At 67.2% G+C, this 16,902-nt stretch carries 18 protein-coding genes; 9 read left to right on the forward strand and 9 right to left on the reverse strand.

Going from position 1 to position 16,902, the window contains the following annotated elements; translation table 11 throughout:
- Window positions 1-3: 3 nt before the first annotated feature.
- A complete protein-coding gene (locus EDC62_RS12210) occupies window positions 4-1,995 on the reverse strand; it encodes a tetratricopeptide repeat protein (RefSeq protein WP_124224106.1) in 1,992 nt (663 codons plus the stop codon).
- Window positions 1,995-2,420 (reverse strand): pilin, encoded by a 426-nt coding sequence (locus tag EDC62_RS12215; protein ID WP_342767078.1) that lies wholly within the window; start codon window positions 2,418-2,420, stop codon window positions 1,995-1,997. Before EDC62_RS12215 ends, EDC62_RS12210 begins: the two co-directional genes overlap by 1 nt.
- A gap of 288 nt (window positions 2,421-2,708) precedes the next feature.
- Here EDC62_RS12215 and EDC62_RS12220 point away from each other — a divergent pair, with 288 nt between their 5' ends.
- On the forward strand, window positions 2,709-4,496 hold the full coding sequence (locus tag EDC62_RS12220; RefSeq protein WP_245968872.1) for a PglL family O-oligosaccharyltransferase: 1,788 nt from the start codon (window positions 2,709-2,711) through the stop codon (window positions 4,494-4,496).
- 9 nt (window positions 4,497-4,505) lie between these two features.
- Window positions 4,506-5,099: a Crp/Fnr family transcriptional regulator gene (locus EDC62_RS12225; RefSeq protein ID WP_124224107.1), complete on the forward strand. Its 594-nt coding sequence runs from the start codon at window positions 4,506-4,508 to the stop codon at window positions 5,097-5,099.
- Window positions 5,100-5,135: 36 nt separating this feature from the next.
- Here EDC62_RS12225 and EDC62_RS12230 read toward each other — a convergent pair whose 3' ends face one another.
- From EDC62_RS12230 to EDC62_RS12240, 3 genes are read right to left on the reverse strand one after another with little or no spacing between them, the layout of a single operon-like run.
- Complete coding sequence (locus EDC62_RS12230; RefSeq protein ID WP_124224108.1) at window positions 5,136-5,708, reverse strand: TPM domain-containing protein; 573 nt, start codon at window positions 5,706-5,708, stop codon at window positions 5,136-5,138.
- Between the two features lie 30 nt (window positions 5,709-5,738).
- The gene (locus tag EDC62_RS12235) at window positions 5,739-6,641 is read right to left on the reverse strand and encodes a TPM domain-containing protein (protein WP_124224109.1); all 903 of its coding nucleotides are present in this window, start codon (window positions 6,639-6,641) and stop codon (window positions 5,739-5,741) included.
- Between the two features lie 54 nt (window positions 6,642-6,695).
- Window positions 6,696-7,292, reverse strand: a complete 597-nt coding sequence (locus tag EDC62_RS12240) for a LemA family protein (protein ID WP_124224110.1) — start codon at window positions 7,290-7,292, stop codon at window positions 6,696-6,698.
- A 203-nt stretch (window positions 7,293-7,495) separates the two neighbouring features.
- Here EDC62_RS12240 and EDC62_RS12245 point away from each other — a divergent pair, with 203 nt between their 5' ends.
- Entirely contained in the window at window positions 7,496-8,479 is a 984-nt protein-coding gene (locus tag EDC62_RS12245; RefSeq protein WP_124224111.1) for a YheT family hydrolase, read from the forward strand.
- Between the two features lie 7 nt (window positions 8,480-8,486).
- Window positions 8,487-9,047 carry a DUF2946 family protein gene (locus EDC62_RS12250; protein WP_124224112.1) on the forward strand — a complete coding sequence of 187 codons (561 nt, stop codon included), beginning with the start codon at window positions 8,487-8,489 and terminating at the stop codon, window positions 9,045-9,047.
- A 96-nt stretch (window positions 9,048-9,143) separates the two neighbouring features.
- Here the strand turns inward: EDC62_RS12250 and EDC62_RS12255 are convergent, their stop codons facing one another.
- From EDC62_RS12255 to EDC62_RS12270, 4 genes are all read right to left on the reverse strand, one after another.
- On the reverse strand, window positions 9,144-9,683 hold the full coding sequence (locus tag EDC62_RS12255; RefSeq protein WP_124224113.1) for a c-type cytochrome: 540 nt from the start codon (window positions 9,681-9,683) through the stop codon (window positions 9,144-9,146).
- Between the two features lie 101 nt (window positions 9,684-9,784).
- Entirely contained in the window at window positions 9,785-10,132 is a 348-nt protein-coding gene (locus EDC62_RS12260) for a YqjK family protein (RefSeq protein WP_124224114.1), read from the reverse strand.
- Entirely contained in the window at window positions 10,132-10,563 is a 432-nt protein-coding gene (locus EDC62_RS12265) for a phage holin family protein (RefSeq protein WP_124224115.1), read from the reverse strand. The genes EDC62_RS12260 and EDC62_RS12265 overlap by 1 nt, the downstream gene beginning before the upstream one ends.
- 53 nt (window positions 10,564-10,616) lie before the next feature.
- Window positions 10,617-10,967: an ElaB/YgaM/YqjD family protein gene (locus EDC62_RS12270; protein ID WP_124224116.1), complete on the reverse strand. Its 351-nt coding sequence runs from the start codon at window positions 10,965-10,967 to the stop codon at window positions 10,617-10,619.
- 334 nt (window positions 10,968-11,301) lie between these two features.
- On the opposite strand from EDC62_RS12270, the gene EDC62_RS12275 reads away from it, so the two are divergent.
- The 5 genes from EDC62_RS12275 to EDC62_RS12295 all read left to right on the forward strand — a co-directional run bounded on the left by EDC62_RS12275 (window position 11,302) and on the right by EDC62_RS12295 (window position 16,860).
- Window positions 11,302-12,135, forward strand: a complete 834-nt coding sequence (locus tag EDC62_RS12275) for a MotA/TolQ/ExbB proton channel family protein (protein WP_124224169.1) — start codon at window positions 11,302-11,304, stop codon at window positions 12,133-12,135.
- A 103-nt stretch (window positions 12,136-12,238) separates the two neighbouring features.
- Window positions 12,239-12,670, forward strand: a complete 432-nt coding sequence (locus tag EDC62_RS12280) for an ExbD/TolR family protein (protein ID WP_124224117.1) — start codon at window positions 12,239-12,241, stop codon at window positions 12,668-12,670.
- 15 nt (window positions 12,671-12,685) lie between these two features.
- A complete protein-coding gene (locus tag EDC62_RS12285) occupies window positions 12,686-13,117 on the forward strand; it encodes an ExbD/TolR family protein (protein WP_124224118.1) in 432 nt (143 codons plus the stop codon).
- Complete coding sequence (locus EDC62_RS12290) at window positions 13,114-13,776, forward strand: energy transducer TonB (RefSeq protein ID WP_245968874.1); 663 nt, start codon at window positions 13,114-13,116, stop codon at window positions 13,774-13,776. The genes EDC62_RS12285 and EDC62_RS12290 overlap by 4 nt, the downstream gene beginning before the upstream one ends.
- 303 nt (window positions 13,777-14,079) lie before the next feature.
- Entirely contained in the window at window positions 14,080-16,860 is a 2,781-nt protein-coding gene (locus tag EDC62_RS12295; protein ID WP_245968875.1) for a TonB-dependent receptor, read from the forward strand.
- Window positions 16,861-16,902: the final 42 nt, after the last annotated feature.

The following is a 16,902-nucleotide window of genomic DNA, read 5'->3' on the forward strand; positions in this document are numbered from 1 at the left end:
GTATCAAGATCGCGCGGAAGCGGCCGCGCGCGCCGGCGCATGAGCCTTGTCCCGCTCTTCGTTCAGCAGCCCGCGGATCCGTTCGATTTCACGAAGGTAAAACGCGCGGGGGAATTTAACGTCATCTTCGCGTTGCGTGGCCAGCAGTCGCTCGGCTTGATCGAGCAGTCGCAGCGCGTGCTCCGGATACCCCGCATTGCCGACCTCAGCCACCATTTCCATCGCCGCATCCATTTGGCCATAGAGCGACATGGCCTCACGATAGAGGCGCTCGGCTGCGTCGGCATCGCCTTGCGCCAGCGCGATGCGCGCGAGCAGGTAGGGGATCAGCCTGCGGAACAGCGGAAACTGCTGGTACTGCCCATTGGCTTGCAGTCGCTCAATGAGGAGGCGCACACCGGCGCGCTCGACCTCGGTCGCTGAAGGGCGCGCGGCGCGCTCGGCGAGATGCCGCAGGGCCGTTACCACCTGGGCATCGAATGGAGCACTTTCCAGGCGCCGCGCCGCCTCCTCAAACTCGGCCAGCGTGGCCGTGCCCACATTGGTATGCAGTTGCAGCCGGCTCAGAATCAGCAAGCCGGAATTCGGCTTGCGCGCCAGCGCCTCATCGAGCACTTTTTCAGCTTCGGCCACATTCCCGCCCTGGTTGAGCCAATGACGGGCCAAGGCGTTGGCCGCGCGGGGCGATTCCGGTGCCGCCAAGGCCCAATACACCTCGAGCTTCACCGGATCGGCCCACAGCTTGGCCCGCTGCCACGAGAAAAAGGTCAACCAAGCCAGCAACACGCCCCCGACCAGCCAGGCCAAGGCGCGCTGCGTCCCGGCATGGGCCTGCACCAGCCACACGGAGAGGGGCAGGAACAAAAAGACACTGGGCAGGTAATTGCGATGCTCGAAGTAAAGCTCCAGCCCCAGCCAGCCCGACTCCATCACGTGGCCTGCGAGGAAAAAGAGCAGCGCTAAGGCCACAAAGGGCGCGCGACGGCGCACCCACACCGCCCCCGCCAGCAACACGGCAAGCCCCGCGACGGCCAGGGCGGTTTGCGGCGGCGCCCAAAGGCTACGCGAGAGAACGATGCCATCGCGGAACAGCCCTGCGCCCTCGATGCGCGGCAGAAACCACAGGCCCAGATAATCCCAGAGGATCCGCGCCTCGGTCAGCACCCGCTCGATCTGGTTGAAGGACCGCTCGGGCCAAGGATGATCGGACAGGTTGATGTAGCGCCCAAGGTAGGCGAGGAGCGCGAGGCTCGGCAGATACAGCGCCATCCAGCGAAACCAGCGAGGTAGCGGCGGGCGACCGGCCGGGGCGCAAAATTCGATGACCAGGATGAGCAGCGGCAGCAGCGCACCGTTTTCCTTGGAGAGGGTGGCCAGCGCGGTTCCCGCGCCCAGCCCCACCACCATCCAAGTAAGCGCCGCGCGGGGCCGTTCGGGCCAGAGGCTGCGGCCATGCAGGTAGGCGATGAGTCCCGCCAGGCTGAAAGTGGCGGCCAGCATGGCCATGCGCTGCACCACGTAGAAGGTGGTGGAGATCAGCAAGGGGTGCAAGCCCCAAAAGGCGGCGGCCCAGAAAGCCGCCCAGGCCGCGCGCCGTGCATCGAGGCCATAAAAACGGGTGAGCTTGAGCGTCGCCCAAGCCAGCAGCGCCACGTTGAGCAGATGCAACAGCAGGTTGGTGCGCTTGAAGTTCTCGGGCGTGCTGGGCCAAGTGAAGTCGTCGATCAGAAAACTCAGCAGCGACAAGGGGCGGCCGCTCGGGCCGGCAAAGCCGCCGAAGAGATAGGCGCGCAGGGTTTCCCATGTCTCGACCCCACCGTAGGCGCCCAAATCACGCAGGTTGGGCTCGTCGTCAAACAGAAAACCACCCTGGAGCGCTGGCCCTTGCAAGACCGCGATGAGGCCCAGCAACAGCAGCAGCGCCCAGCCGGGCGCTGTCGGCCCAAAAAAAACCCGCGCCGTGGCGCGGGCCTTTTCAGCCATGCGGCTCGGCATCAACGGCAGCTAGAGGGCAGATACTTGGCCTGCACCGTCCCCGCCTTGCACTTCCACTGAACCGCGCCGTTGGCAGTGACCGGGCTCAGGAGCAAGGTAGCGCCCGAAGCAACTTTCGTGTTGTAGGTGATCGTGATCAGGCCGTTGGCAATCCCCACGGACCTCACGGCGTTCCCAGTAATACTTGTCGCACTTGCAACGCCAGCCGAGGCGTTGCTGCCCGGCAATACGCCTTTGGTGGCCCAACTTTCCGAAACAGCCGTCTTCGCTGCAGCGGCGAGCGTGAGACCTTCGGCGACATGGGTGCGCTTGGTGTAGTCTTGGTAAGCGGGCAGCGCGATGGCCGCGAGAATACCGATGATCGCCACGACGATCATCAATTCAATGAGGGTAAAACCCTGCTGAACCTTGCGGGACATGGACATGAGAGCCTCCTGTGCTCGGGTAGATGAACAAAAACAACGCCGACGAAGCATGCAGCGTGCGGGCAATGTAGCAGTTTTCATGCCGGGACTGGGCTCGAGCGCCGCCCCTGCACAGCGCGACGTTGCGATTGGCCAACAATTGCACACTGGGGCCTTGGCCAATGCCGCATGGCCGTGGCCGCGATGGATGGGTCGGCGACATCGACAGCGGCACATGGAGTGACATTTTTGTCCAGGCTGTACCCAACTTTGTCAGCCGACGCGGTGCGCTCGCTCACAGCGGTGGCCTTGCTCACCCTCCCCTGGCTCACCCCGTTTGCGCCGGGGCCGAGTGCGGCGGTGGGGCCTTTGTTGTTCGCTTGGGCGTGCGTCGGGGTGCTGGCCTGGGTGGGGCTGGGCTTGGAGCCCGGCCGCGGCGGCGGTGGGGGGCGGGCGGATGCGGCAACGCCCGGGTCGGAGAGCCCGCAACGGAGTCGACGCGCCTGGGGCTGGGCGCTGGCTTGGGCCGTGGTGTGGGTGTTGGCTGCGGTGCGGCCGGTGGCCTTGCCGGGGGTGGATGTGGCACCGGCGGATGGGGCGGCGGCTGGGGTCACGTGGGTGGGGACGGCGGCGCAGCGCTGGAACACGTCACCGGAGACGCTGGGCTTGATCGCGGCGCTGCTGGCCACGGGGCTGTGCGCGCTGTGCTTCGCCCATGCGGGGCCGCGCGCGCGGCGGGCGCTGGCCGGGGCCTGGGTGCTGGCGGCGGCGGTGGGCGCGCTGATCGGCTGGTTGCAGTACACCGGTCATGCCGCTGCTTTCTGGCCCTGGGTGAACGGCGCGCGGCCCGGTGAGGCCTATGGCAACCTGCGCCAACGCAACTTGTACGCGAGCGGCTTGGCGATTGGACTCGCGGCGCTGCTGTGGTGGGCGCGTCAGGCGCCGGCGGTGGCGGGCGCCGGCACGGACACGGGTCCGGGCGGGCTTCCGCTGCGCGCCGTGGGGCTCGCGGCGCTGGCGGGCTTGATGGGCTCGGCGCTGGCGCTGTCGGCCTCGCGCACGGGCTTGGTGGCCTTGGGCGTGCTCGCGCTGCTGGCGACCGTGTGGCGGCTGTGGCGCGCGCCGGGCGTGGCGGCGGTGCTGGGGTGGGCGACGCTGGCTTATGTCACTACCGCCGCGCTGCTGCCCTGGGTGTGGCCGCAGTGGGCGGCGGGGGGGATTTTTTCGCGGCTGGCCGAGGGGGCGCCGGCGTGTTCGAGCCGGCTGACCTTGTGGCGCAATGTGCTGTATCTGATTGCCGAGCGGCCTTGGGGCGGTTGGGGTTGGGGGCAGTTGGATGCGGCGCATTTCCTCACGCTCTACCCCGATGCGCGGTTTTGCGACATTCTGGACAACGCGCACAACCTGCCGCTGCATTGGGCGGTGGAGCTGGGCGTGCCGGTGGCGCTGCTGCTCTGCGGTGCGGCGCTGTGGGCGGTGTGGCGCGCACGCCCCTGGGTTGAGCGTGACGCGACGCGGCAACTGGCCTGGAGCGTGCTGGCGGTGATGGCGCTGCACAGCCTGCTGGAATACCCGCTGTGGTACGGGCCGTTTCAGATCGCGGCGGGTGCGGCACTGGGGCTGCTGATGGGGCCTTTGGATTTGCGGCGAGCATCTCGGGTGCGCGGATGCTGTCGCGCGGCGGCGGTGGCGCTGGGGGTGGCGGTGGGGGTGGCGGCGGTGGACTATGCGCGGGTGAGCCAGATTTACCTCGCGCCGCAGGATCGGCTGGCGGTGTTTGGCGACGATGCGCTCGCCGCCGCGAGCCGGGCGTGGGTGTTTCGTGACACGGCCCGGTTCGCCGCGCTGACGGTAACGCCGCTGCAGGCGGGCAATGCCGCTTGGGTGTGGGCGACGGCGCGGGATTTGCTGCGGTATTCGCCCGAGCCCCGGGTGATCGAGCCTTTGATCGAAAGTGCCGAGCGACTGGGCGAGTCGGCGTATGCGGCCTGGCTGGAACGCCGGTACGCCGCGGCGTTTCCCGCCGACCATGCGGCCTGGGCCGCACGACGCGATGTGGTGGCAGCGCCGGCATCTGCGCCGGTGGCCGGCCCGTAGAATGGGCGCATGAGTTTTCCCTACCCCAAGGACGCAGGCCGCGCGGTCGCGGAGCGCGCGGCCGGATGGTTGTGCGTGCCCGAGGCTTTGCTGCCGCTGACGCTGCCGCAGGCACGCGTGGTGGTGCAACACATGCAGCCGCGGCGCATGGCGGCGGGCACGACCTTCATGCGCGCGGGGGACGCGAGCGAGACGGACTACCTGGTGCTCGTGATCGACGGCGAGGTGACGGTGCAAAACGCCGCGCCTGGGGCCGCCGAGGGCCAAGTGGTGACGGTGCTCGGCCCGGGCAGCTTGATCGGGACGATGGGGCTCATCGACGGCTCGCCGCGTTCGGCGACCTGCACGGCAGCGACCGACTTGGCGGTGGGCGTGCTCACCCGTGCGGCGATGCTGGAACTGATCCGCCACAAGCCCGAAGTGGGTGCGCGGCTGTTGTTGGCGATTGCGAAGCAGCTCTCCGACGACGTGCGCGACGCCAACCGCAAGCTGCTCACGCTGTCGCAGCTGACCCGGGCGCTGCAGCAGGAGCTCGACGCGACGCACGCGGTGAACCGGCGGCTGCTCGAAGGCGGCTCGCCCCCGGCGCCGACAGCAGGCTGAAGCCCGCAGGCGCCAACCCGAACATCGCGGTCGACCTCAGAGGCGCAGCGGCGCGTCGGAAAGCTCGTTCACGGGCGTTGTGCCCTGCACCGGCGGGAACGCGGCTTCTAGCAGGGCGGAGACTTCCTGCACGGCTTGCGTGAGACCTTGCTCGAACTGCTGGGCTGCCAGCGCCTCTGACAGCCGCGCGAGCACGCTGCGCCACTGCGCCTCGCTGACATGGGCGTTGAGGCCGCGGTCGGCCAGGATTTCGACCGCGCGTTCGGCCAACAGCAGGTAGATGAGCACGCCGTTGTTGCGCTCGGTGTCCCAGACGCGAAGCTTGCCAAACAGCATCAGCGCGCGCTCGCGCACGATGCGGCGCAGCGGCACGCGGTCGCGCAGGTGGCGCCAGAGGTAACTGAGCGGCAACGCGGCTTCGACCACCACGCGAATCTGCCCGCCGTGGCGGCGTTCGCTCTCACGCACGCGCTCGCCGATGCGCTCGAGCACCTCCGGCGGCAGCACCCGCTCGGACCACCGGGGGTGGACGAGCCGATGGCGCAGCAAGGTGCGCAGCCCCTGCCAGAAGCCGGGCGGCCGGTCGAAAACGGTTGCGGTGCTTGGCATGTCGGTCACCCTAGATTGCTTCGCCGTTGGTTACCAGTCGCCGCTGGCCCCGCCGCCGCCGAAGTCGCCGCCACCGCCGGAGCCGAAACCGCCACCTCCGCCGCCGCTACCCCAGCCACCGCCCAAGCCCCCGGGGCCGCCACCGCCCAGCGGAACGAAGCCGCCGCGGCCGACGACCAGGCCGTAGACGGCCGCGATGAGGGCGGCGAGCACGGCGACCAGCACACTCGCGGTGAGCGCGAACGCCAGCACGCCCGCCAGCGACGCGCCGGCCAGCAAGCCGAGCACGGGCCCGAGCACGGCGCGCAGCACGCTGGCGACCAGGGGCACGATGATGAAGAGCAGCACCAGGGTTTCCTGCCAATCCAGCCCGTCGCTCGCGGCCGTCGCGGGCTCGGGCGCGGGCAGGGCCTCGCCGCGGATCAGCGTCGCGAGCCGGTCGACCGCCTGGTCGAGCCCGGCGTAGTAGTCGCCCGCCTTGAAGTGCGGCACCATGGCTTCGTCGATGATGCGCTTGGCCGCGAGGTCGGGAATGGCGCCTTCGAGCGTCTTGGCGACTTCGATGCGCACGCGCCGGTCGTCGGTGGCGACGACCACCAGCACGCCGTCACCGACCCCGGCGCGGCCGATCTTCCAGGCGTTGCCGATGCGGTTGGCGTAGGCCGCGATGTCTTCAGGTGCTGTCGTGCGCACCAGCAACAGCACGACCTGGGCGCCGCGTTCGGCCTCGAGGGCTTCGAGCTTGCGCTCGAGCCCGGCGCGCTGCTTGGGCGTGAGCACTTCGGCAAGGTCGACCACCCGCGCCTCCAGCGCGGGCACGGGCTGCAGGGGCTGCGCCCACGGCACCCCCACACCCGCGAGCACCGCCACCGCGACGAGCCACCGGCGCCACAGCGCGCGCCAGAAACCCGCCCGCGACGCATCAAAATTCATAGCAGACCAGGCCCGATTCACGCCGGCACACGGCCAAAAACAGAGCCAAAAGGCTTACTTCTTACCGAAGTCCACCTTGGGCGGGGTGCTGATTTGCGCCTCGTTGCTGACGGTGAAATTGGGCTTGGGCTCGTAGCCAAAGACCTTGGCCGTGAGGTTGGTTGGGAAGCTGCGCACCAGCGTGTTGTAGCGCTGCACGGCCTGGATGTAGCGGTTGCGCGCGACGGTGATGCGGTTCTCGGTGCCTTCGAGCTGCACGCGCAGGTCGCGGAAGGCCTGGTTGGACTTGAGCTCGGGGTAACGCTCGGCCACCACGAGCAGGCGGCTGAGCGCACTGCCGAGTTCGCCTTGCGCCTGCTGGAACTTCTGGAAGGCTTCCGCGTTGTTGAGCGTCTCGGGCGTGACCTGGATGGCCGTGGCCTTGGCGCGTGCCTCGATGACCTTGGTGAGCGTCTCCTGCTCGAACTGAGTCTCACCCTGCACGGTGGCGACGAGATTGGGCACGAGATCGGCGCGGCGCTGGTACTGGTTGAGCACCTCGCTCCAAGCGGCCTTGACCTCCTCATCCAAGCGCTGGATTTCGTTGTAGCCGCAGCCCGAAAGCAGCGCGGCCGTCATCAGCGCAAACCATGTGAGCAACCAACGTTTCATGCGAACTCCTGCTTCTCAAAGAATGGGCAACGGTAGCATAGATACATGTTCCTCCCGCCGTTTCAAGTAGCTCCTCGCCAAGGCAGCGCCGGCCGCCGTGTGGCTGCGCCCGATGTGGCGGCATCTGGCCTGCCCCATTGGGCTTCCATGGATTTTTGGGACAAATTTCGCGGTTCCCCAGCGTAAAACGGTCGGCTGATGCTATGAATTACAGAGCACCCTGGTGGCTGCCCGGCGGCCACGCGCAAACCATCTGGAGTGCGCTGCTGGCCCGCCGCACGCACGGCCCGCGGCCGGTGTACCGGCGCGAGCGCTGGGACACGCCCGACGGCGACTTCATCGACGTGGACTTCGCCACCCATGCTCGGTCGTCGGGCGCGCCGCTGCTGGTGCTGTTCCACGGCCTCGAAGGCTCCTCGCGCAGCCATTACGCCGAGGCCTTTGCCGACTGGGCGCGCGAGCAGGGCCTGGCCTACGCGGTGCCGCACTTTCGCGGCTGCAGCGGCGAAATCAATCGCGCGCCACGCGCCTACCACTCGGGCGACTATGAAGAAATCGACTGGATCCTGCGCCGCCTCGCGGCCGCGCAGCGTGCCGCAGGCGCTGGGCCGGTGCTCGCGGTCGGCGTGTCGCTCGGCGGCAACGCGCTCATGCGCTGGGCCGGGGAGATGGGCGACGCCGCCGGCGCGGTCGTCGCAGCGGTGGCATCCATCTGCGCGCCGCTCGACCTCGCCGCAGCGGGCCACGCGATCGGACGCGGCTTCAACCGGCAGGTCTACACGCGCATGTTTTTGCGCAGCATGCAGCCGCGCGCACTGGCCAAGCTGCGTCAGTTCCCGGGCCTGTTCGACGAAGCCGCGCTGCGCGCTGCGCGCGACCTCTACGCCTTCGACAACGTGTTCACCGCGCCGCTGCACAGCTTTCGCAACACCGACGACTACTGGTCGCGCGCCTCGGCCAAGCCGCACCTCGCGCGCATCCGCGTGCCGGCGCTCGCGCTCAATGCGCGCAACGACCCCTTCGTGCCGGGGAACAGCCTGCCCAAGCCGCAGCACGCGGGCCGCCATGTCACCCTGTGGCAGCCCGAAGGCGGCGGCCATGTGGGCTTTGCCGCGGGCGCCTGGCCGCGCGGCCAGTTGCGCGGCTTGGCCGACGCGGTGGGCGGCTGGCTGCTTGCCCATTCATAATCGGTTCATGGACGACATCGTCATCAAGGCCATGGCCAAGTGGCCGAACGTTCCAGACTGCTACGGCTGGCTCGGGCTCGACGCGCGCGGACACTGGTGGATGCGTGACGCCCGCACCCAAGCGCTCGGCCCGTTTCCCACGCTCGATACGCCGGGGCCGGCGGCGGCACGGGGCGCGCGGCTCGCGCATGAAAAGCTGATCGAATTCATCGGCCGCAATTACCAGGCCGACGCCGCGGGCCGCTGGTTCTTCCAAAACGGGCCGCAGCGTGTGTACGTCTCGCTCGAAGCCACGCCCTGGATCTGGCGGCTGCAATCAGACGCCACGCAGGCGGACGCGGTGGCGGTACAGGCCCACACCGGGGTCGATGCCGGCGCGGTGCGCAGCGCCTGGCTCGACGAAGCCGGACGGCTCTATCTGCACACCGATCTCGGCTTTGGCCTCGTCGACAGCGCCGACATGTGGCGCGCCGCCGCCGCGGTGGAAGCCGGCCGGTGGACACCGCAGCCGATCGAAAGCGCCTTGACCCCGCAACGTTTTGGCTTCGTGCGCGCCCCCACGGCGTGAGACCGGTACGCGGCGCGCGAGGGACTGGTTCAGCGTTGCCCAACAAAAAACCGGGTGCTCGACCCGGTTTTTTTGTGCCTAGAGACAGCGTTTTGCTTACTTTTTCTCGCCCTCGGCCGCCGAAGCCGCAGGCGCCGCGGGCTCGGCAAACTTCGCCCCGGCGGCGTTGGCCATGTAAACCACCGCACGGCCGACTTCGACGTCGGTAAAGGCTCCGCCGCCTTGCGGTGCCATGGCGCCCTTGCCTTTGAGGGCGGAATTCAACAGCGCCTCGTAACCCTGGGCAATGCGCGGCGCCCAGGCCGCCTTGTCTTCGAACTTCGGCGCCCCGGCAGCCCCCGTGGCGTGGCAGCCCGAGCAAACCGCCTTGAACACTTCCTCACCGGTCTTGAGCGGCCGGTTGGCATCGACCAGCGTCACGGCGCCGACCTTCTGAATCCGACGGGCCACGGCCAGTTCGGAGTCGTCGGACGTCCCCGTGCCTTGGCCGCGGGTGACCGCATAAACCAGACCGATGATGACGAAGATGGGTACGACGAAGGCAAACAGGCTGGTCCACAGCAGCTGCCTTGGCGTTTTCACCGGCCCGGTGTGGGCCTCGTCGTGGGCGGAAGTGTCGGTACTCGAAGCGCTCATGGTTTCCTCTTTGGATGGATGGTGCGGAAGCGGACCCGGCGGCGTTGCCGCTCGTGCCGCACGCGGATGGGTTTGGTTCTTTACGAATTATTCCAGAAGCCTCAGCCGCGCCGGCGGGCGTCGCCCGCGCCGCGGTCGAGCGCCGCCCACAACGGCGGCAGTGCGGTCCGCACGCGCTGCGCCCAACGCCACAGCGACCAGACCCGCAGGGACCAGCGCCCGACGAACCGCACCGCGCGCACCGGGCCGGTCGCGAAGAGCAAGGCCGCAGCGCCCGCCACCCAAGCCGGGTTCTGCTGCAGCCACTGCCAACCCGAGCGCACCGCATCAGCGCCGCGCAGCGCCGGACGCAGCAGCTGCGCCTGATCCGCCACGACGCGACGCAACTCGGTCGAACGCTGCTGCAACACCGCGCGCCGCAGCGCCAAAGCCTGCCGCCGCGGCGACATCAACGCGCTCCCCCGCCTGCGGATGCGCCGTCCGCGCGCGCGGCGCCCGCAGCCTGCGGGTCGAGCACGGCACGGTCGCGTTCGAGTTCCTCGATGCTGGCGGCAAACACGGCCGCAGGCCGCTGCAGCCGCGCCCGCGCGGCCACGAACGCCACGCCACCCAGCGTCAGGAACAGCGTCGCAAACACCGCCAAGGCCACCAAACGGTGACTGTCCCAGAACAGCACGGTCAGAAACACCGCCAGAAAGCCGAGCCCCAGGCTCAACATCAGCACCGCCAGCGCGCCATACAGCAGCAGTTCACCCCAGCGCGCCGCCTCCTCCCGCGCCTCGACGCCCGCGAGCTCCAAACGCACTTGTGCCAACTCCAGCAAGCCGCTGGCCAGCCGGCGCAAGGAGCGCTCGAATCCCGTGCCTGGTGTGGAATCCATCTTGGTCTACCAAAAAAAACGGGCGCCCAGCGCCCGTGCGGTTCCCGCCGCGATCAACGCCGGCCGATCAGCAAGCCCACGAGCAGCCCAGCGCCGGCAGCAATGCCGATCGAGCGCCACGGATTCTCATGCACGTAGTCGTCCGTCACACGGGCGGCCTGGCGGGCCCGCTCGCGCATGGCCGCTTCGAGGTCTTCGAGCTTGTGACGCGCAGCGCGCAGGTTTTCACCCATGCGCACCCGCAAAGCGGCCACCTTTTCGCCGGTCTGGCCGGAGGTCAGCGCCAGCAGCTCTTCAGCATCGGCAATCACGGTGCGCAGGTCTGCGGCCAGCTTCTCGCGGGCGGCCAGCGGCAGATCTTGAGTCGCGGTCGCGGCAGCGACGTTGGTGTTGGTCTCGGACATTTGTATTCCTCCTGGTGGTTGAAAAACCCGACCCGCGCGGCGCGCGGGCTGATGGGCTCATGGATGGGCATTCTGATCGGTCTGTCGCGCGCTCGCGACAGCCGCCGTCCATTATTTATAGGCGAAGCTCTCCATTGACAAGGGCGCCGCGATGGTATTTGGCTCGCCTCTCCTCGGGATATACACCGGCCGGTACGTGCGTCCGCCGCTCGCAACAGGGAAAGCCCTACGCTGCGCCCACCCTTTCACGAAGCTGACCGCTGCTAACATCCGCGCCACTTCACACATTTTCACTGGAAGGAAACATTCCGTGCGCTACTCATTCGTCCGTTGGATGGGCATTGCCCTCCACTCCGCCGCCCTCCTGTGCCTCGCCGCGCCAACCCTGAGCCCGGCTCAAACCGCTGCACCCGCCGCAACTGCCCCCGCAACGACCACCGCTGCACCGGCACCCGCAGCCCCAGCAGCCCCCGCGGCTGCCAGCAACGGCAACAAGGCCGAAGGCATCGAGAACCCCTACGGCATCGAAGCCCTTTGGAAGACCTCCGACGCCGTCGCCAAGACCGTGTTGATCCTGCTGCTCGTGATGAGTGCCAGCAGCTGGTACGTCACGGTCGTCAAGCTGCTCGAACAAAGCAAGACCGCGCGCCAGGCCAAGACAGCGGCCCAAGAGTTCTGGAACGCGGGCAGCGTCGAGCAAGGCGCGAAGAAGCTCGAGCCCAACAGCCCCTTCCGCTTCATCGCCGACTCGGCACTCAACGCCATTCGCAAGCACGACGGACTCAAAGGCCACATCCCGCTGGCCGACTGGGTCTCGATGAGCATCCAGCGCGCCATGGACCGCGTGCAGAGCAACGCGCAACGCGGCCTTGCCGTGCTCGCCACCGTGGGCTCGATCTCCCCCTTCGTCGGCCTGTTCGGCACGGTCTGGGGCATCTACCACGCGCTCACCGCCATCGGCATTTCCGGCCAGGCCTCGATCGACAAAGTCGCCGGCCCCGTCGGCGAAGCCCTCATCATGACCGCCATCGGTTTGGCGGTGGCCGTCCCCGCGGTGCTGGGCTACAACTGGCTCGTGCGTCGCAACAAGGTCGTGCTCGACGACGTGCGCGCCTTCGGCCAGGACTTGCACGCGGTCATCGTCGCCGAAGTCGCGCAGAAGAAATAAGGCCTAGACCCAAGCCCAGACGCGCCATGCGTGCCACGCCCCAGCCGGTCTTGCCGGCGGGCGTGGCCCTGGCATTGGTGCTCAACCCACAGGAACTCAAGCCATGGCGATGAACATCGGCTCGGCTGACGACGGCGAAGACGCCGTCATGTCAGCCATCAACACCACCCCGCTGGTGGATGTCATGCTGGTGCTGCTGATCATCTTTCTGATCACCATCCCGGTCGTGACCACCTCGGTGCCGGTCACCCTGCCCAAGGAGCGCATCGAAGTGCGCGAGACCAAGCCCGAGAACATCATCATCTCGGTCGACCCGGCCGGGCGCATTTACTACTACGACACGCCCATCAAGAACGTAGACGCGCTCGTGGAGCGACTCAAGAAAGTCGCGGCGCTGAAGCCCCAGCCCGAGGTACAGGTGCGCGGCGACATGAGCGCTCGCTACGAAGGGGTGGGCAAGGTGCTGCTGGCCTGCCAGCGCGCCGGCATCGTCAAAGTGGCCTTCATCACCGAACCGCCCGCACTGGGCGGCTGACCGTAGGAGCACATCATGGCCATGAATGTAGGCAGCCCCGGCGGCAACGGCAGCGAACCCGACGTGATGATGGACATCAACACCACACCGCTCATCGACGTGATGCTGGTGCTGCTCGTGATGCTCATCATCACCATCCCCATCCAGCTTCATTCGGTGACGCTGGAGATGCCGGTCGGCGCGCCGCCAGCCAACCAGATCAAGCCCGAGAAAATCCAGATCGACATCGACGACAAAGGCACCGTCTACTGGCAGGGACTGCCCGTGACGGCCGCCGAACTCGAAGAAAAGATGCGTGCGACGGCCCAGATGAATCCGCAACCCGAAGTGCACGTGCGGCCCAACAAGGACGCCCGTTACGCGGTGTTTGCCAACGTCCTCGCGAGCACGCGGCGTATCGGGCTCAACAAAATCGCTGTCATCGGCGCGGAGCAGTTCGTCCAATGAGCCACACCGTCATGACCCCGGACTTCCGGCCGCGCGATCCGGCGCGGCGCATCAAGGGCATTGCCATCGTCATCGCGGTCCACGTCTTGATCGGCTACGTGCTCATCAGCGGCATGGCTCGCCAGGGCCTCAACCTCATCAAAAAGCCCCTCGAGGCAGTGGTCATCCAGGAAGTCATCATCCCGCCGCCACCGCCCCCACCACCGCCGCCCAAAGTGGTGCAAAAACCCGAGCCCCAGGCACCCAAGGTCGACGCCCCGCCGCCCTTCGTACCGCCACCGGACGTTCCAACACCGGTGAGCAACGCACCGGCGATCGTCGCCACCACCACACCGCCTTCGGCACCGGCACCCATTGCGCCACCGCCACCACCCGCGCCGGCGCCGGCGCCACCAGCGCCGCCGAAGCCGCGTGACATCGGCGTCATCTGCCCCACGCAGGTGCCACCCGAGATGCCCCGCAAAGCCTTGCAGGAAGGCATCGGCGGCGTCGTGCGGGCGCAGGCGCGCATCCAAAACGGCGTCGTCAAGGAGGTCACCATCCTCTCGGGCCCGCGCATCTTCCACAACGCCGTCAGAGAGGCGATGCTGCAGTACAAGTGCGCGAGTGAGGCACAGGAAGTGATCGCCGTGCAGGAGTTCAACTTCAAGGTCGAATGAGCCCGCTAGCCGGCCCTTGCGCTTATCGAGCCGACATCGCAATCGGCGCTGGCGATCCGCATCGGCGCGGCCCCGCCGCGCGCGGCGGCTCGGCTGCGCCCCATCAGCTGGCGGCGTTGCGCCAATGCGACGAATTTGCAATTTCGGGTAAACACCCGATAGCCGTCGAACGACCGTTCGGTTAACCTGATTTTTCAACCTTTTACACGGCGGATACATATGGATGCCTGTGCCCGACCCGGGCGCAGGCATCGGGTTTATGCCCCAACTGCCGTTTTTGTTTACTTTTCACGGAGTCTAGTTATGCCCCTGAAGCCTCGTCGATTCCGCCTGCAGCCGTTGACCCACTCGGTCCTGCTCGCCTGCGGCACCATGGCCTTGGCCGCCACCCCGGCACTGGCCCAAACCGCCAACACCGAACTGCAACGCGTCGAAATCACCGGCTCGTCCATCAAGCGCATCGCCGCCGAAGGCGCGCTGCCGGTGATGGTCATGAAAGCCGAAGACATCAAGGCCACGGGCGCCACCTCGGTGGCCGACCTGATCCAGAAGATCTCGACGGTTCAGGGCGGCTCGGTCGAATCGGGCGCGGTCGGCGGGGAGTCGCACGGTTTCACGGGTATTTCGCTGCACAACATCGGCGAAACCCGCACCCTGGTGCTGCTCAACGGCAAGCGCATGGCGCAGTTCGGCGGGCAAACCCTCACGGGCTTTGGCGCCGGTTTCGATGTCAACGCGCTGCCGATCTCGGCCATCGAGCGCGTGGAAATCCTCACCGATGGCGCCTCCGCCCTCTACGGTGCCGACGCCATCGCCGGTGTGGTCAACTTCATCACCAAGCACGACGTGACCGAAGGTGACGTCACAATCGGCTTCTCCAACCCCAAAGGCGGCGCGCGCGAAAAGCGCGTCAGCGCGAGCAAAGGCTTCGGCTCGAAGGAGAAAGACGGCTTCAACGTCTTCATGAGTTTTGGCCACGACGAGCGCACGCAACTCAACGCCACGGCGCGCGACTTCGCCAAGACCGGCAATATTCAATTCGACTACGAAGGTCAGCGCTACCAGACGCAAAAATACTCAAGCCGCAACATTCCGGCCAACGTCGTCAACGCCGGCCGACTCGTCAGTCCGTATTACCTGAAGAACGGCACCTGCCCGCCCGGCAGCTTCCTCGTCACCGATACCCAGTTCTGCGGCTACGACTACATCGCTGCGCTCGAAATCTACCCCGAGCGCAAGCGCGACAGCTTCATGGTCTCCGCCGTCAAGCCCATCGGCGACCATGAGCTCTACGCCGATGTGCTGCTGTCCCGCACGCAACAAATCTCGCGGATCGCTCCGGTGCCCGGTGAAGTCGGCATCCCGACCGGTTCGGCGCTCTACAACGAATACCTCACGCCGCTGGGCATGACGGGCAAGGCCACGGCCCGCTACCGTTTCACCGATCTCGGCAAGCGCACCAACGACGACAAGGCCGACTTCCAGCACCTCGTCGTCGGCTCGCGGGGCACCCTCGCCGGCTGGGACTATGACGCCAGTCTTCTGCATTCACAGAGCGACGTGAAGGGCAACATCTCGGGCTATCCGGGCTCGCTGGCCGTCGACCGCCTGGTCAAGAGCGGCCTGCTCAACCCCTTCGTGGGGCCAGGCCAGCAAACGGCTGCCGCGCAAGCCGCCATCGACGGCGTGAACTACCGCGGGTACTGGGACGGCGGCACCGCCAAGCTCACTGCGCTGAACCTCAACGGCTCGCGCCCGGTTGGCAAGCTCGACGGGGGCCCGATCATGCTCGGCGCCGGCGTCAACTTCAACCGTGAGGAGTTCGCCTCCAAGCCCAGCCCCTTCGCCCAAGGCATCCTCTCCGACCCGGTCAAGGGAACGCGGTGCGACCCCGCCGCCGGCGACTGTGACCAGCGCTTCGGTGACGCGGCAGCCAAGCCCCCCTACTCGGCGAGCCGCAATTCCAAAGGCGTATTCGGTGAACTGCAGTTGCCGGTTTCCAAGAAACTCGAATTCGGCCTGGCCGCGCGCTACGACAACTACTCCGACTTCGGCGACGCCACCACTGCCAAGGCCAGCTTCCGCTGGACGCCGATGCCCAACCTGCTGGTTCGCGGCTCGCTCGGTACGGGTTTCCACGCGCCGACGGTGCCCCAGGTGAAAGGCGCGCTGCAAAGCTACGGCGTTACCGGCGGCACCTACATCTGCACGCCGGAGCTGCTCGCCATCGCCAATTCGCTCGGTGCACAATGCCAGCCGGGCAAGGGCCAGTATGACGTGTACGCGGGCGGCAACCCCGAAATCAAGCCGGAGAAGTCGCGCCAGGCCACCATCGGCATCCGCTTCGAGCCCAACAACCAGCTCTCGCTCGGCGCCGACCTCTGGCACGTCGCTATCCGCGATGCGTTTGGCCAACTGCCCGAAGCTGCGTTCTTCACCAACCCCAACCAGTACCGTTCGCTGTTCAGCACCGCGACCGATCCGGGCACGGGCAACAAATACCTGGCCATCGTCCAGGCCAACGGCAACCTGGGCAAGTCCTACACCACCGGTATCGATTTCGACATCGTTGGCAAGGCCAAGACCGGCTGGGGCGACCTGAACTCGCAGCTGACGCTGACCTACATGCTGCGTGACGAAGCCCAGATCGAAAAGGGCGGCAAGTACTACACGGGCCTGGGCCGGTTCGATGATGACCTCGGCACGGTGACCTTCCGCTACAAGGGTCGCTGGGCGAACACGCTCAAGACGGGTAACTTCGCGCACACGCTGGCGATCAACTTCCAGTCGGGATACACCGACGGCACCACCACCGTCGACGTGCTCGACGCGATGGGCAACGTGGTCGACAGCAAAGATCTGCGCATCAAGGTTCCGGCTTACGTGACGTTCGACTGGCAAACCACCTGGACCTTCGACAAGAAATGGTCCGTCACCGGCGGCGTGCTCAACCTGACCGACCGCAAACCGCCGCTGAGCATCTCGGACATTGGCTACAACCGCGGTCAGCCGCGCGGCTACGATGACCGCTACTACGACCCGCGAGGCCGGACCTTCTACGTCAACGCGTCGTACAAGTTCTGATCCTCACCCGCCGGGTGGCAAACCGGGTACCCCCCGGTTGCT

Source organism: Tibeticola sediminis (assembly GCF_003843835.1).
Taxonomy (GTDB): Bacteria; Pseudomonadota; Gammaproteobacteria; order Burkholderiales; family Burkholderiaceae_C; genus Tibeticola; species Tibeticola sediminis.